Source organism: Ferruginibacter sp., assembly GCF_014377975.1.
Classification (GTDB): Bacteria; Bacteroidota; Bacteroidia; order Chitinophagales; family Chitinophagaceae; genus Ferruginibacter.
This window is the reverse complement of record NZ_JACMOO010000220.1, coordinates 1-16323: the sequence shown is the minus strand read 5'-3', so window position 1 is coordinate 16323 and position 16323 is coordinate 1. Positions and strand designations below refer to the sequence as shown.

The following is a 16323-nucleotide window of genomic DNA, read 5'->3' as shown; positions in this document are numbered from 1 at the left end:
TCACTCCGAAAAGTGACGCTGCGCTGTTGTTTCCAATCTTTCAAAGAACTTCTAAATTACCTTCTTCTAATCCCCCGCTTTTTCAGCGGGATGCAAAAGTAACCAACTATTTTTTATTCGCCTAATTTAATTTGAAAAACTTTCAAAAAACAAAGTGTTAAATGATTGATAACTAATTAATTAAGAAAAACTATTTACATAAACTTTTCCGTTTTTTATTCGGATTGCAAAGGTATAAGGTTTACTGTTAACTGCCAACTTTTTCTACAGAAAATCCAAAAAATACATTCGGAAATTGTAAGTAAAATGGGCTGCTTTTTTAAGAACTATTCGCCTTTTTTATTTGCGGACGGCAAAGATAGCGCCATAAGAATTACCAGCAAACTTTTTTAGGAAAATAAAGGAAAATAAATATCGTATAATCCCGAAATACAAGCCACACGGGTATCTTGGGTAAACGAACTTTTTATAAAAAATAACTTAAAAAACCAAAATAACAATTTGATAATAAAAAGCGGTGCGAAAATGCTCATTTTTTGAACACAGTTATATTCATTTGTCATCCCTTAAATAGTCATATTTAATTTTGGAGAAAAAAAACCAGTTAGCTGCTACGATATATTTGCAGATAGGTAACCAACGTCTTATTGCTTCTGAACCTCCCAAATAATCATCGCTTATTTAAAATTCATACCTGTTAACAGAAAAAATTATATTTATGTTGTTTCCCATTGACCCTTTCGGGATAGTTACAGCAAAGCCGGTAATCTTATTTTTAATGGCCAATCACCAATTCTATTGCTGCTCCTCTGCTGTATTTTTTTAATTTGGCTTTATCGGATATCTTTTTAATACACCTTTTATACAAAAGCACTTATTTGAAGGGCTTACAGGCTTTTTAACGTATGACTATTTATAAATATTGAAATGAAGGAAATAAACAGCTGCCAAATAATGTTAGATATAATAAGTAGAAAGAAAAAGAGAATGGCACTTAAAAATTATACCGTACTTCCAAAAGAAAGAGTCCGCAGGCAGGTACTGAAAAATCGGCTTTAGTACAATCTTTACTTTCGATGATATCGCAGAAACCAGCAACGGAAATTTTACCTGTCCCTACTTTTAACATCGTTCCAACAAGGCCACGAATCATTCCTCTTAAAAAACGATTTGCTTCTACTCTGTAGACGGTAAGATTATTTTGTACTATCCATTCGCTTTTGAAAATATTACAATTGAAGGTTTTTACCTGGGTATTTTTTTTTGAAAAAGAAGTAAAGTCATGGTATCTCATCAAAATACCGGCTGCTTCCTGCAATTTTACGATGTCTAAAGTATAGGGATAATAGTATGCCCTGTCAGCAACAAAAGGATCTTTAGTTTGGTATACTGCATATTGGTACACTCTGCTGGTTGCATCAAAGCGGCTGTGGGCAGCCGGACCAACTGCAAATATTCTTTTTACAACAATGTCTTCCGGTAAAATTGCATTTAAATTATAAATCACTTCATTTAATATTTCCTGCTCCGGCAGTCCCTTCGAATCAAAATGAAAATAATTGCCTGATGCATGTACACCCGCATCTGTGCGGGACGAACAGGTTAAACTAATTGCTTCTTTAAAATATATTTTCAGTGCTTTTTCAATTTCAGCCTGAACAGAATTTGCATTTTGCTGTATCTGAAACCCGGAATACCGTGTGCCTTTGTAAGCAACTTCTATAAAATAGCGCAACATTAGTTAAAATTGTAGAGATCAGTTATTTAATGCTTTATCATTACCTTAAAGCGATTGATATAATAGCCATCGGTTAACTGACTTTCAAGGATTGCAAAATTTTGAGAATCAGATACGAAAGGATAAGCCGCATCAAAAAAACTATACCGTTCAGCATCTTTTAAAAAAAGAGTTCCTAAATTTTTAACCTGTTCAGTAGTAAAGCATTTCGACTTAAACATTTTTTTTGCCATGGTGATCATTACCTCTTCATTACTTGCGGCTGCCATTTTTTTTCGGATTTTTAAAAAATCCTCCTCGGTAGCAAAATTTTTACAATCAGAATTGGGTATAAAGATGACTGCAATTGCCGGCTGCAATAAGGTGTCTGTCTTATTTTCATTGATTACATTACTTTGATCAGGCATCGAGACTTCCACACCCTTAACATTCTTCTTTACACTTTTGCCTTTGTGCATAGCCGACTCCTTTATTGCAGCGGGCTTTACAATTTCGGCTGGTTTTTCTTCCTTGATACTTTTAATTACTGCAGAATCCGTGTTTATTTTTTCGATATTAATAATAACGCTCACCGGCTCTTTATTACCGGACAAAGAATCTAAGTAGAGCATGACGATTGCAGAATCTGTTTTGCTGCTAAATTTTTTTGCTATACCGCCCCTCTTTTCTTCGGGTTCATCTGCTGTTGCTACGGTATGTTTATCTTTTGCAATATCTGAAACCAATATTGAATTTACAGGCTCAGACTCAGTTTTTTTTATTGCTTCTTTAACCGGTTCTGAAACGACTACCGGAACAGTCTTCTCCGGTTCTGGAATTTCTTTTTTTATGGCTTCTTTTACAGGTTCTGCTATCACAGCAGCAACTGTATTTACCGTATCAGTATTCAACTTCTTTATTTCTTCCTTTGCAGGCACAGAAACAGTTATCACACTTGCTTTTGCATCATCAGCGCCCGATTTTTTTACTACTTCGTTTACTGGTTGTGAAACAACCAGCGGTAATGTCTTTTCCGGTTCAGGTATTACTTTTTTTACTTCTTCCTTTATCGGGTCTTTTTGTTTAATGGCAGGATCGTTTACCACTGTAGAAAGCATATTTGAAAATGCATCATCCCTTACATCTTTGGTATTTGAAACATCGTCAGCCTTCTTATTGCCTTTACTGTCTGCCATTAAAATAGCGAGTGTTTGAAGGTTAAAAAGCCCCCATCCATTGTCGCCAAAGTTTTTTAACAGGTATCCCTGGTCTTTATCATTTACAGCACAATGCAGAATTTGTTCAGGCCATTCATTTTGAGGAAATCCAACCGCTAAATTGTATTCACCAGTTTGTAACCGGGATAAAATGAGGTAACCCGAAGCGGAGGAACTGTAAAATTTTTTATCAAGCTTTACATAAAAGGGTTGCCTGCTATCGGCCTGTATATAAATGAAATGATTTTGCTGTGCTTGTATGCTAAGTGAAAAAAAGAGGCAGGTAAATAAAAAGAAACTTGGTGTATACTTCATGCTGTGGAATGCTTTGATAGCAAAAATACTTATTATTATACTCATCAATTACCAAATATAAAAAATTCGATTTAGGTTAACAACACTAATATTACTTTTGCTATCTGTAAAAATATATTATGAAGCATTTTCTTTTTGTGATGGCGTTGTTTGTAAGTATTGGTAATACAAATGCCCAGGCTGGCAAAGATGCCTCAATTACCACTGAACAGATATATCGGGGAAGCTACCCAAAAATCAACGAGCTGGTTCATACAAAACTGGTGGTAAAGTTTGATTATACCAAAGCGTGGATGTATGGCAAAGCCTGGCTTACGCTGCAACCGCATTTTTATCCAACTGACACCCTAACCCTGGATGCAAAGGGAATGGATGTTAAAGAAGTAACCATTGTTAAAGGTAATTCGACGATACCCTTAAAATATACTTATGATAGTGCGCAGCTGTTTATTAAACTGGATAAAATATATGCGGCAAAGGAAAAATATACTTTGTATATTAATTATGTATCCAGGCCAAACGATTTAAAAGCTACCGGAAGTGCGGCCATTACCGAATCAAAAGGATTGTATTTTATAAACCCCACAGCAGCCGATAAAGACAAACCAACGCAGATATGGACACAGGGTGAAACAGAAGCCAACAGCGTATGGATGCCTACCATTGACAAGCCCAATCAAAAAAGTACGGAAGAAATTTATATGACTGTGCCTGCAAAATATGTAACCTTAAGCAATGGTTTGCTTATCAGCCGAAAAAAAAACACCGACGGCACCCGTACAGATTACTGGAAAATGGACCTGCCGCATGCACCCTATTTATTTTTTATGGGTGTGGGTGATTTTGCCATTGTTAAAGACAAGTATAAAACCATACCGGTAGAGTACTATGTAGAGAAAAAATATGAACCAGTGGCCAAAAAAATATTTGGCCACACGCCCGAGATGATTGGCTTTTATGAAAAAATATTGGGAGTATCTTATCAATGGCCAAAATATGATCAGATAGTAGGGCGGGATTATGTAAGCGGGGCAATGGAAAATACCACAGCTACCCTGCATCAGGAAAGTGCTTATCAAAATGCAAGACAGTTAACAGATGGCAATGCGTGGGAAGAAACCATCGCCCACGAACTTTTTCATCATTGGTTTGGCGATTTGGTAACCGCAGAAAGCTGGAGTAATTTAACCGTAAACGAAAGTTTTGCCAACTACAGCGAGTACCTGTGGGATGAACACGAGTTTGGCAAAGACCATGCGGATGAACACAACCTGGAAGATATGCAGGGATATCTGTTAAGCAACAGCGATAAAAAAGATTTGGTGAGGTATTATTATGCAGACAAAGAAGATATGTTTGATGCCGTAAGTTATAATAAAGGCGGCCGCATTTTACACATGTTGCGTAACTATGTTGGAGATGACGCCTTTTTTAAATCGTTGAACAACTTTCTTACTACTTATAAATTTAAAACAGGCGAAGCCGGTCAGCTTCGCCTGGCTTTTGAAGAAACTACCGGCGAAGATTTCAACTGGTTCTGGAACCAATGGTATTATGGCAGTGGACATCCGAAGTTAAAAATTGATTATGTCTATGATAATGCCAATGGAAAAGTACAGGTAATTGTAAAACAAACACAGGCAGATAAAATATTTCGCCTACCCATTTCCATTGATATTTACACGGGTGACAATAAAATTAGAAACAAAGTATGGATCCAAAACAGTATTGATACTTTTACTTTCAATTATACACAACGCCCCGACCTTGTAAATGTGGATGCCAACAAGGCATTATTGTGTGAAAAAACAGATAATAAAACAACCGAAAATTTCATTCACCAGTTTAAGTATGCATCAAATTACCTTGATAGAAAGGAAGCACTGGATTATTTTACTGTAAAAGGATTGAAAGAATTAGCACTGGGATTAACTGATAAATATGCTGGTTTACGCAGGCAAACAATTGAAAGTTTAATGGAATCCAAATTTGCCACTGATGATGCCATTATCAAAAGCATAGAAACAATTGCAGCTACAGAACCGGATAAAAAAACAAGGGCTGCCGCAATAAGTTTTTTAACTGCTACCGGTTACAGCAAATACCAACCGTTGTTTATAAAAAATGTAAATGATTCTTCTTACAGTGTGGCCGGTGCTGCTTTGGCAGGACTAATAAGTTTAGATCCGGCCAAAGGATATGAATTATCAAAAAAATATGCTGCCGATGCAAAAGGAACACTGGCTGAAGTGGTATTACATAGTTTAATAACCCAGGGTCAGGAAGAAGACTATGATGTAATCAGTAATCTATTTAATGAAACCCCTTTTGGCCAGGAAAAAATAGGAATGGCTTTTGGCATTGTGAACTATCTTGTAAAAGTAAAGGACGTTACTAGAATAAAGAAAAGCATTGATGCTGTAATGGCTGTTAGAAAAAATATTCCGGCTCAATACAGAAGTATGAGTGCCCCTGCTTTTAAACAAGCTTTTGATGGGCTGGGCAAAATGAAAGGAAAAGAAATTGAAGAGTATATAAACAATTCATTGAACAAATAAATGGCTTCCTCCTATAAAAAATGAACGTGTAAAATATTGCGTAGTGGCAGATCCTATTTTGCGTGCTTTATTGTTATTTTATTCATATCGCAGTGCAACAATGGGGTCCAGCTTTGCAGCTTTGTATGCCGGATATAGGCCGGCAAGCAAGCCTACCAGCGTACATACTATTACACCGGAAATTACCCATAACCAGGGAATTACAAAACCCGTCTTTAATAATACAGCAACTATATTTCCAAATAATATGCCCGCTGTAATTCCAACAAAAGCACCCATCAGGCTTATTAATATAGATTCCCATAAAAACTGTGCCCTTACTTCGCCTGCCTTGCCACCTAATGATTTTATTAATCCGATTTCCTTTGTTCTTTCATTTACGGCAACAAGCATTATATTCATAAGGCCAATAGCAGCACCTATCAGCGTTATTAGCGCAATTGCCATGGTGGCGTATTGCAAAAATCCCAGGTTTTTCATCAGTGATTGCGCAATGCTGTCGCTTTTGTCAATATAAAAATTATCCTGTTCCTTTACATCTAATTTTCTTACCGGCCTGAATATTCCTTTTGCCTCGCCGATAGCAACATCCATCATTTTAAGATCGCTCACCATAATTGCAATATTATATGACTGGCCTGTTGAACCGAACAAGCGACGAATGGTGTTATAAGTAGTTATCACCACTTTATCGGCATTCATAAATGCGCTGCTTCCCTTGTCTTTCAAAATTCCAATAATCCGGAATTTATTGCCTGCTACCGTAATGATTTGGTCGATGGCACGCCCGGTATTATCGCCATATAATTTTTGTGCAATTACATTTCCAATTACACAAACACTTCTGCCTGATTCAACATCTGCTTCATTAAAATTTCTGCCGGAAGATAATTCATACCCGTTTAATTGAAGGTAGTTTTCATCACCACCCGTTACCCTGATATCCGGATTTGTCTTTTTTACTTCATTACTAACAATAATACCATTGGGCCCTGATAAAGCAATCCCAACAATTGCCGGAAAACTGTAGCGTTGCTTAAATGCTCTTGCATCTTCTAATGTAATCAACTTCCCCTCGCTGGATGCCCTTACCACTCTATTTCGGTTTATTTTTTTTGTTTCTCCCCTGTTGGGGCCACCGCCGAAACGTGTATTTTTTTCTTTAAACCGTATGCTGAATGCATTAGCACCCATGGTAGAAAAACTTTGAGTAAGACTTTGATTAACTGCCTGAACTGCGGTAATGATGGCAATAAGTGCCATAATTCCCAATGCCATAATAATCACTGTAATGGCTGTTCTCAACCTGTTACTTTTTACAGTTTGAAAAGATAATGCAATAGAATCACCTGTTTTCATGCCTTTAAAATTCTGCTTAAAGTTAATTCTGAAAATCTGTAAGCAGGGTAAAAAGTTTATAAACGGTAAATACAGAAAGTTATACCAGTTAATTATTTAAACCCCATCCCTGAAATAATATACCAATAACTAGTTAAAAAGCAAACTAATAATGTAACCAGTCTGTAATAATGGAAGGCCATATTCCTAATGCTACAATGAGCACCGCTGTAATAATGAGCAAAGTTTTAAAAGCAGGCGTAACGTCCCATTGCTGGTTTATAGAAGAGGTGTTTTCTTTAAAATAAATTGCCTGTATCACTTTAAAATAATAGTAAGCGCTGATGGCAGCGCTTAGCACGGCAAAAATAACCAGCCAGTTTTGATGCCCGTCATTCAATGCTGCTATCAGCATAAATAATTTTGCCTGAAAACCCGCTGTTAGAGGAATACCGGTTAAAGACAATAAAAATATAGTGGCCGTAAATGCCAGTATCGGTTGCTGCTTTGCCAAACCGTTAAAGCCATCAATGGTGTAATCGTTCATTTTAATAAGAACTGCAAATAGTCCGATAGTAGCAAGGCTGTAAGCCGCGGTGTATAAAATAATTCCTTCCTTTGCAAATTGATTGAGCGCAAAGATGGCGAGTAACATAAAGCCAGCCTGCGCAATGCTGGAGTAAGCAAGCATGCGTTTTACACTTTGCTGAAATACGGCGGTTAAATTACCAATGAGTAAAGTTACCGCAGTAATAATGGCAATCAGTATTTGCCATTGTTGCTGTACGGTTCCAAATGCGTTTTCAAATAGCCTTATAAAAGCAATAAAACCCGCAGCCTTAACGATGGTTGCCATAAAAGAAGTGAACACGGTGGGAGCTCCGTCGTATACATCCGGTGCCCAAAAATGAAAAGGCGCAGCCGAAACTTTAAATGTTAAGGCAATCAGCAGAAACACCAGGCCAATGGCGATCATCACAGGCATTTTACCAATTCCCAGGCTAATATTGTTGATATAAAAAGTAGGTCCGGCGGAATTACCTCCATAAATAAAGGCAATCCCCATTAAAAGAATACCCGTAGAAAATGAACCCATCAAAAAATATTTTAAAGCAGCCTCATTACTCTTTAAGTTACGTTTATCGCTACCGGTTAAAATATACAGGGGGATGGATAAAATTTCTATTCCTAAAAATAAAGTGAGCAACGTATTAAATGTAGCGGCAATGGCTACACCACATAAAACAAAAAATATAAGCGCAAAATACTCTGATACATTGTTACCTACTTTTTCTATATCTCTTCCGTTTAATAAAAAAAGTAATAATGTACAAACAAATGCTATAGTGATGAAGGTTAAATTAAAACTGTTAAAGGTAAGCATGTCTTTTAACGCTACAGGGAACAAATTGCCCTGCTCTACGCCATTGATATCCAGTTTCAGTAATTCATAGCAATTGGCAACGATCGCCAAAATCAAGCCGCCAATAGCCCAATATTTTGGTGTACTTTTTTTCTTGAAAAAAGCACCACCCAACATCATCACGATACCCCAGACTGCTGTTATTATTATTGCGTTCATATTTCCCCGTTACCGCCCAAATGCGGAAATGTTTTATTTATATAATTACTTAAATCTTGTTATAATCTCTGTTACCGTATCTTTTGTAAGATTAAACAATGGCTGCGGATAAATACCTGATAAAAATATAGCCACCACTATAATGCTTAAAGCAAATTTTTCATTCACAGAAATTTCTTTCATCGTTGCAGTAATTGCATTTACCTGGCCATAAAATACTTTTTTTACCATATTTAAAGTGTATACGGCAGCAAGTACAATACTTATTAATGCAACAGCCGCAAGCCAAATATTAAATTGAAATAGACCATTAAACATCATGAACTCGCCTACAAATGCATTGGTTAATGGCAATGCAATGTTTGCAAAACCTATTATCACCAGCATGATGGTAAGCACAGGTGCTTTAAGGGCAATACCACTTAACTGCGATATTTTGCGTATCCCTAATTGCTTTTCTATCAATTCAATTACAATCCATAACCCTATAATATTGATACCATGGTTAAACATTTGAATCATTACCCCTTCGAGCCCTATTTGTTTGGTTGTAAAAATAGCGGCGCTCATTAATCCGATATGCGCAATAGAAGAATAAGCTACAAGGCGCTTTAAATCATCCTGCCTGATGGCTAACAGACTCGCATACACGATACCGGTTACTGACAAAATAATTACCACTGTATCGAATTTTAGAACAGCCAACGGAAACATCGGCAATAACCAGCGCATTACTCCAAACAATCCCATCTTTACCATTACGCCACTCAGTACCATCGTAACTGCCGACGGAGATTGCTCGTACATATCAGGCTGCCAGGTATGAAATGGAAATACCGGCATTTTAATAGCAAATGCAATAAAAAATAACCAGAACAACCAGTTTTGCTGGGCTGCTGTTAACTGTGCCGCATAAAAATAATTTATGGAAAAACTATGTGCTGACACCAGGGCACCAGCCTTGTCATTTACAGCCGATGTTTGCAGATAAATATAGATAATACCTACCAGCATTAATAAAGATCCGGTAAAAGTATAAATGAAAAATTTAAAGGTTGCCTGTATCCTTTTTTCTCCACCCCATTTACTGCATAAAAAATAAACCGGTATAATGGCCAGTTCCCAAAAGAAATAAAATATCAATGCATCTGTTGCCAGAAAGACACCCATTAAACCAGCCTGCGTTAACAACAACAAGCCATAAAAAATATGTACATTTTTATACTCGTTTCTATAAGTTGCAGCAAAAATTACCGGGAAAGAAATTGCTGTCAACAGCGTAAGAATTCTTCCCATTCCATCCAACGAAACAGAAAAACTGGCACCAATATATTTAAGCCATTCGTAATTAAATGCAAGCCCGCTAAGGGCTTTATTGCTGGCATAATAAATACTAGCCAGCGAAATGAACAAAGTGATTATAGAAGAAAATAGAGCCCATGCTTTAACAGTTGCATCTTTTTTAAATAAAAAAGTTATCAATCCTGCCAGCAGCGGAAAGAAAATTAAAACATGCGGAAATGTGATTGAAATATCTTGATCCATATTTTCTGATTACAAAAACAATTGAATGATAAATAAAATTAAAACAGCAGCCACCATCATCAGCATATAAGCACTCACCTGGCCGGTTTGCAATAAACGGATCTGCCGGCTGCCATAATTTACAGCCTTACCAACCCCATTTACAAAACCATCAATGCTCTTTTTCTCTACCACATTGCTAAAAAAACCTGCCATTGATTGTATAGGTTTTACAATGATGGCATTGTAAAATTCATCTACATACCACTTGTTGCTGATAATTTTTGCAAGACCTGTTTCTTCTTCACTTATCTTTTCGTATTTGCTAAATTTATTCCATGCATATAACAATGCTATCAGCGCACCAATAACAGATACGGCCATCAGCGCATATTCGGTAGTGTTGGATAAAGCATGCGCTTCCTGCAAAGCAGCAACTTTTAAATTACTTTGCGCAAATATTGGTTCAAGAAATGCTTCCAACCGGTGGCCGTTTGGCATAAATACTTTTGGTATCCCCACCCATCCGCCAACAACAGCCAGTATGGCTAAAATAATTAACGGAACAGTAATGGGTAACGGACTTTCATGTAAATGATGCTCCTCCTCATGCGTACCACGGAATTTTCCATGAAAGGTCATTGCGTATAAACGGAACATATAGAATGCCGTCATAAAAGCAGTCAGTACACCCACTGCCCAATAAACCGGGTTCTTTTCAAATGCTGCTGCCAGTATCTCATCCTTAGAAAAGAAACCTGAAAAAGGCGGAATACCTGCAATGGCCAGACAGCCTAACAAAAAAGTAATGTGGGTGATGCTCATGTATTTTTTTAAACCCCCCATATTCCTCATATCCTGTTGGCCACCCATGGCATGAATTACACTACCGGCACCAAGAAATAACAAAGCCTTGAAGAAGGCATGCGTCATTACATGAAATACAGCACCTGTATAAGCCCCTACGCCCAAACCTAAAAACATATAGCCTAACTGGCTCACAGTAGAATAAGCCAGCACTTTCTTTATATCATTTTGCTTTAAAGCAATTGTGGCGGCAAGTACCGCAGTGGCTAACCCAATCGCAGCTATTACTGATTGTGTAAACGGTGCCATGGTAAACAATATATTACTGCGTGCAATCATATAGATGCCAGCGGTAACCATTGTGGCAGCATGTATTAAAGCACTTACCGGCGTTGGACCAGCCATCGCATCTGGCAGCCATGTATACAAAGGTATTTGAGCACTTTTACCTGTTGCGCCAACAAATAACAATAAAGTGATTCCGGTTATATCAAATGCAGTCAGCTCATTTACATTTTTAAATACAAGACCATAATCAGCGGTATGCAATTTGGCAATCATCCAGAAAACTGCCAGCAAAAATCCAAAGTCACCAATACGGTTCATGATGAAAGCCTTGTTTGCTGCATCATTGTTGGCATTGTCTTTAAACCAATAACCGATCAATAAATACGAGCACAAGCCAACACCTTCCCACCCAATAAACATAATGATAAAATTACCGCCCATCACCAGTAACAACATGGAAAAAACAAACAGATTGAGGTACGCAAAATATTTTGCAAAGTTGTTAGATGCTTCTTCGTGCATGTACGAAGTAGAATACACATGAATAAGAAAACCTATACCTGTAATTATTAATAAGAATAGAGAAGATAATTGATCTATCTGAAAATCAAAGCCCACTTTAAGGGAAGCTGTATTGATAAAATCAAAATAATGAGCAACATGTGTATTGCCATTTTTTACCTGGAAGAAAACAAAAAGACTGATTAAAAAGGATATAAGAATTACCCCGCTGCCAATAATGCCGGCCAATGATTTTGATAATTGATTTCTTCCCAAACCATTAATGAGAAAACCAATCAATGGTAAAAAAGGTATCAGCCAAACTATTTGTAAAGTATTACTCATAAGCCCTAAACCCCTTGAGGGGATGTTTACCACAACTTAAAAAGTGTAGTTTTATTAAATAAAAAATATCTTTTAATTATAAATTTTCCTTGTCTTCTTAAAATAAGAAGACAAGAATTTTAATTCTTTAACCTGTTCAAAAAGTTCACATCAACCGAATGGGTATTTCGATACATCATTACAATAATCGCCAGTCCCACACTTACCTCTGCTGCTGCAACCACCATAATAAAGAAAACAAAAATCTGTGCATCACTGCCAGCCGTTGGCAGCTGAGAGGAGTGGGTCTGTAATTTTGAAAAAGCCACCAATAATAAATTGGCGGCGTTCAGCATTAGTTCAATACACATAAAAATAATGATGGCATTTCTTCGAGTTAACACCCCAATTACTCCAATACAGAATAATGCTAAGGCTAAAAAAATGTAATAATTTACCGGCATATATTTTTTATAACTTTACGGGAATGCTGATTCCTCCTGTTTAAAATATTATATTAGTTTTTCTACGCTTCTCTTTTTGAAATAACTACCGCACCAATCATTGCACTTAAAAACAAAACACTGCTTATTTCAAAAGGAAATACATAATCTGTAAATAACAACTTTCCCAAATTTTCAATTAATCCTGCGCTACCACTATTGGTTTCAACCAGTTGGCTTGCAAGAGTAGTTTGTTTTAAGGCAGCAACCAATACCAACATTAAACTGGCACCAGCAATAGTGCCGCCGTATAAAATATATTTATTTTTTTGTGGTGGTGCTGATTCTGCATTTAAATTCATCAACATTACGACAAATAAAAACAATACCATAATAGCACCTGCATAAACAATAATATTTACAATGGCCAAAAACTGTGCATTCAATAAAATATAATGGCCGGATATGGCAAAAAATGTAATAATTAAAAATAAGATGCTATGCACCGGGTTTTTGCTGGCAACCACCATAATAGCACTACCTAACGCCAATGCACTTAAAAACCAAAATAAAATTTGCGTAACATTCATTCTTTATAATTATCCTTTTTACAAATTACGATTTAACTGCTGCCCTGTTACCCTTTGCTTTGGCATACGCTTCCGGTTCAGTAACCGGGTTAGGAATCAGCAAATCATCCTTACCATAAATAAATCCCTTACGCTGAAAGTTAGCAGGAGCAAAGGTTTCACTTAAGTAAATGGCATCTTTTGGACAAGCTTCTTCACACAAACCGCAAAAAATACAACGCAACATATTAATTTCAAACCTGGCGGCATATTTTTCTTCCCTGTATAAATTTTCTTCCCCTGCTTTTCTTTCTGCAGCTTCCATGGTGATGGCCTCTGCCGGGCAGGCTACAGCACACAAACCACATGCGGTGCAATTTTCCCTTCCTTGTTCATCCCTGTTTAAAATCTGTAAACCCCTAAACACCGGACTAAAGGGCCTTGTCTTTTCGGGATAACTGATAGTGGGTGCTTTTTTAAACATGTGACCAAACGTGATAGACATGCCTTTAAAAATAGCAGGCAGGTATGCACGCTCCAATAATGTCATTGGTCTGCGATCTACCGGTTTTGCTCTGTTAGTTAATGCTTGCATATATTTTTTATTTCTGGCAACACAAAAGTTGCGCAAATATATTTTTAATGTTTTGTAAAGCGGTTATTTTGTTGTAAAAAATAAAATAACTGCTCCGGTTGCCAGCATATTAAATAATGCCAGCGGTATTAAAACTTTCCAGCCTAAGTTCATTAGTTGATCATACCGAAAACGTGGAATCGTCCACCTTACCCACATAAACAAAAACACAAAGAAAAATGCTTTAGCCAGAAACATCACAATATGAAATACAGCCATCCAGTTTTGTCCGATTGTTTCTGCCGCATGCGCATCATTTAAAAAAGGAATATCGTACCCCCCAAAAAACAAACTCACCATTACGGCACTGCTGATAAACATGTTGATGTATTCTGCAAATAAATAAAAACCCAGTTTCATAGAAGAGTATTCGGTGTGGTATCCGCCAATCAGTTCATTCTCTGCTTCTGCTAAATCAAAAGGTGTACGGTTACACTCAGCAAACACACATATCAGAAAAATTAAAAAGCCCAACGGTTGTTTTACAATATTCCAGTAACCATCCATTTGTCCAACCACCATCGACTTTAAACTAAGCGTTCCCGTTATCATCAGCAAAGCAATCAATGCAATACCCATGGCCAGTTCGTAACTAATAATTTGTGATGCAGCCCTTAAACCTCCCATCAATGAAAACTTATTGTTACTGGCCCAGGCACCAATCATAATGCCATAAACGCCCATGCTTACTACGCCAAAAACATATAAAATACCAATGTTGATATCGGCAATCTGCAACTGAATATCCCTGCCAAATAAAGTGATGGTATTGCCCCAGGGAATAACGGCACTCGTCATCATAGCAGTTAACATCGCTAAGCTGGGACCGAGGATAAATAAAAATTTAGAAGAAAAACTTGGGATGATTTCCTCTTTAAAAAACAATTTTAATCCATCTGCCAAAGGCTGCATCAAACCAAATGGACCAGCACGGTTAGGGCCAATCCTGTCTTGCATAACTGCTGCCACTTTTCGTTCCGCAAAAGTGGCATACATGGCAATCACCAATGAGGACATTACGACTATTATAATTAAAACAAGTTTCTCAACAATTAAGGCCAAACCAATGGATAATAACATAATCTTTTTGTATAAATATTTTTTTTGACCAAACTAATACACGGCTTTGTGGTGCTGCATTGGCGTCGCACTCTTGTACTTTTAATCTTTATTGTACGCCTCCTGCACAGCGACTCATTTTAGCGCAGTTAGCGTACGCTGTTTCAGCCATTTTTTAACCCATGAAAAAAATCAGGAATCTGCACCGCAAAATATACAAATAAACAGATAATAACGATCCATTTTATTTGTTATAGCATGAAATGCTTTTTCATTGGTGTTTATTTCAGTTTACAAATTATGCAATCAATTTTACCCAACTACCTTAATCATTATCAAAAGTATCCGAATGTGCCGGACCATTTATTTCGCTTAAATGCACCGTAGGTTTGTTCACATCGCTTTCTATGTGAATATCCATCAGCAACTTCGGGCTGCGCCCGCCCATTACTTCTTTGATTGTTTCTTTTGGTATTACCAGCCCCTCATATTTTCCCTGCGAAATTACTGAATGGCGGCTAATTTTTGTAACCCCTTCTATCACCCAGTCACTTGTTTTCTTTTTATCAAAACGGCAGGTGTTACAAATCCAACCTGGTTTACCATCATAGCTTTGCACTTCACCCCATTGATCTTTACGTACGGTTACCCTAAACACTTCATCACCTCTTAACCATAAAGTTGCTTTGCCACAGCATTCCGGGTTTTCACAATTGCGATGCGCATCTACCGGTTTTGTAAACCAAACCCTGTTTTTAAAACGAAATGTTTTATCTGTCAACGCACCCACCGGGCAAACATCAATCATGTTGCCGCTAAAATCATTGTCAATTGCTTTGGAAATATAGGTAGATATTTCGGAATGTTCACCCCGGTCCAAAATACCATGTACACGCTTGTCAGTTAACTGGTCTGCAACATAAGTACAACGGTAACATAGAATACAACGGGTCATGTGTAGCTGTATGTACGGGCCAATATCTTCCTTCTCAAAAGTACGTCTTTGAAATTCATACCGGGTGCCTTCCTTGCCATGTTCGTAGCCAAGATCTTGTAAATGACATTCACCTGCCTGGTCGCAAATCGGGCAATCCAATGGATGATTTAATAGTAAAAATTCAACTACTCCAGCCCTTGCATCTTTTACTTTATCACTGGTAATATTTTTTACAATCATGCCGTCCATTACAGTGGTACGGCAACTGGCTACCAGTTTAGGCATTGGTCTTGGATCGGCGGTAGATCCTGCAGCTACTTCTACAAGACAGGTACGGCATTTGCCGCCACTGCCTTGTAACTTGCTGTAGTAGCACATTGCAGGCGGTGTAACATCGCCACCAATGGTACGGGCAGCATTCAATATTGTGGTGCCGGGCTTTACCTCGATGGTAATATTATCGATGGTAACTTTAAAATTTGCCGGTGGTGCTTTTATTTCTTCAGCCAT

General features: G+C 37.4%; 12 protein-coding genes. 1 reads left to right on the top strand and 11 read right to left on the bottom strand.

Features of this window, described 5'->3' with window-relative positions:
- Positions 1-994: 994 nt before the first annotated feature.
- Together truA and H7254_RS12200 are read right to left on the bottom strand one after the other, a co-directional pair.
- Complete coding sequence (gene truA, locus H7254_RS12205; RefSeq protein ID WP_301933227.1) at positions 995-1738, bottom strand: tRNA pseudouridine(38-40) synthase TruA; 744 nt, start codon at positions 1736-1738, stop codon at positions 995-997.
- 26 nt (positions 1739-1764) lie between these two features.
- The gene (locus H7254_RS12200; protein WP_301933226.1) at positions 1765-3249 is read right to left on the bottom strand and encodes a DUF4476 domain-containing protein; all 1485 of its coding nucleotides are present in this window, start codon (positions 3247-3249) and stop codon (positions 1765-1767) included.
- 119 nt (positions 3250-3368) lie between these two features.
- Between H7254_RS12200 and H7254_RS12195 the strand changes: the two genes are divergently transcribed.
- The gene (locus H7254_RS12195; protein WP_301933225.1) at positions 3369-5807 is read left to right on the top strand and encodes a M1 family metallopeptidase; all 2439 of its coding nucleotides are present in this window, start codon (positions 3369-3371) and stop codon (positions 5805-5807) included.
- 78 nt (positions 5808-5885) lie between these two features.
- Here the strand turns inward: H7254_RS12195 and H7254_RS12190 are convergent, their stop codons facing one another.
- From H7254_RS12190 to H7254_RS12150, 9 genes are all read right to left on the bottom strand, one after another.
- The gene (locus H7254_RS12190; RefSeq protein WP_301933224.1) at positions 5886-7166 is read right to left on the bottom strand and encodes an ABC transporter permease; all 1281 of its coding nucleotides are present in this window, start codon (positions 7164-7166) and stop codon (positions 5886-5888) included.
- A 145-nt stretch (positions 7167-7311) separates the two neighbouring features.
- Positions 7312-8727: an NADH-quinone oxidoreductase subunit N gene (locus H7254_RS12185; RefSeq protein ID WP_301933223.1), complete on the bottom strand. Its 1416-nt coding sequence runs from the start codon at positions 8725-8727 to the stop codon at positions 7312-7314.
- A 45-nt stretch (positions 8728-8772) separates the two neighbouring features.
- Positions 8773-10272: a NuoM family protein gene (locus tag H7254_RS12180; protein WP_301933222.1), complete on the bottom strand. Its 1500-nt coding sequence runs from the start codon at positions 10270-10272 to the stop codon at positions 8773-8775.
- A 9-nt stretch (positions 10273-10281) separates the two neighbouring features.
- Positions 10282-12192: an NADH-quinone oxidoreductase subunit L gene (nuoL, locus tag H7254_RS12175; RefSeq protein ID WP_301933221.1), complete on the bottom strand. Its 1911-nt coding sequence runs from the start codon at positions 12190-12192 to the stop codon at positions 10282-10284.
- Between the two features lie 119 nt (positions 12193-12311).
- Positions 12312-12635, bottom strand: coding sequence for an NADH-quinone oxidoreductase subunit NuoK (gene nuoK, locus H7254_RS12170; protein ID WP_301933220.1), 324 nt, complete (start codon positions 12633-12635; stop codon positions 12312-12314).
- 62 nt (positions 12636-12697) lie between these two features.
- Positions 12698-13204, bottom strand: a complete 507-nt coding sequence (locus tag H7254_RS12165) for an NADH-quinone oxidoreductase subunit J (protein ID WP_301922997.1) — start codon at positions 13202-13204, stop codon at positions 12698-12700.
- Positions 13205-13229: 25 nt separating this feature from the next.
- On the bottom strand, positions 13230-13778 hold the full coding sequence (locus tag H7254_RS12160; protein WP_301922996.1) for an NADH-quinone oxidoreductase subunit I: 549 nt from the start codon (positions 13776-13778) through the stop codon (positions 13230-13232).
- Between the two features lie 63 nt (positions 13779-13841).
- The gene (gene nuoH / locus H7254_RS12155) at positions 13842-14897 is read right to left on the bottom strand and encodes an NADH-quinone oxidoreductase subunit NuoH (RefSeq protein ID WP_301922995.1); all 1056 of its coding nucleotides are present in this window, start codon (positions 14895-14897) and stop codon (positions 13842-13844) included.
- A gap of 304 nt (positions 14898-15201) precedes the next feature.
- Positions 15202-16323 (bottom strand): 2Fe-2S iron-sulfur cluster-binding protein (locus H7254_RS12150; RefSeq protein ID WP_301933219.1); only part of this gene is annotated, 1122 nt, incomplete at its 5' end.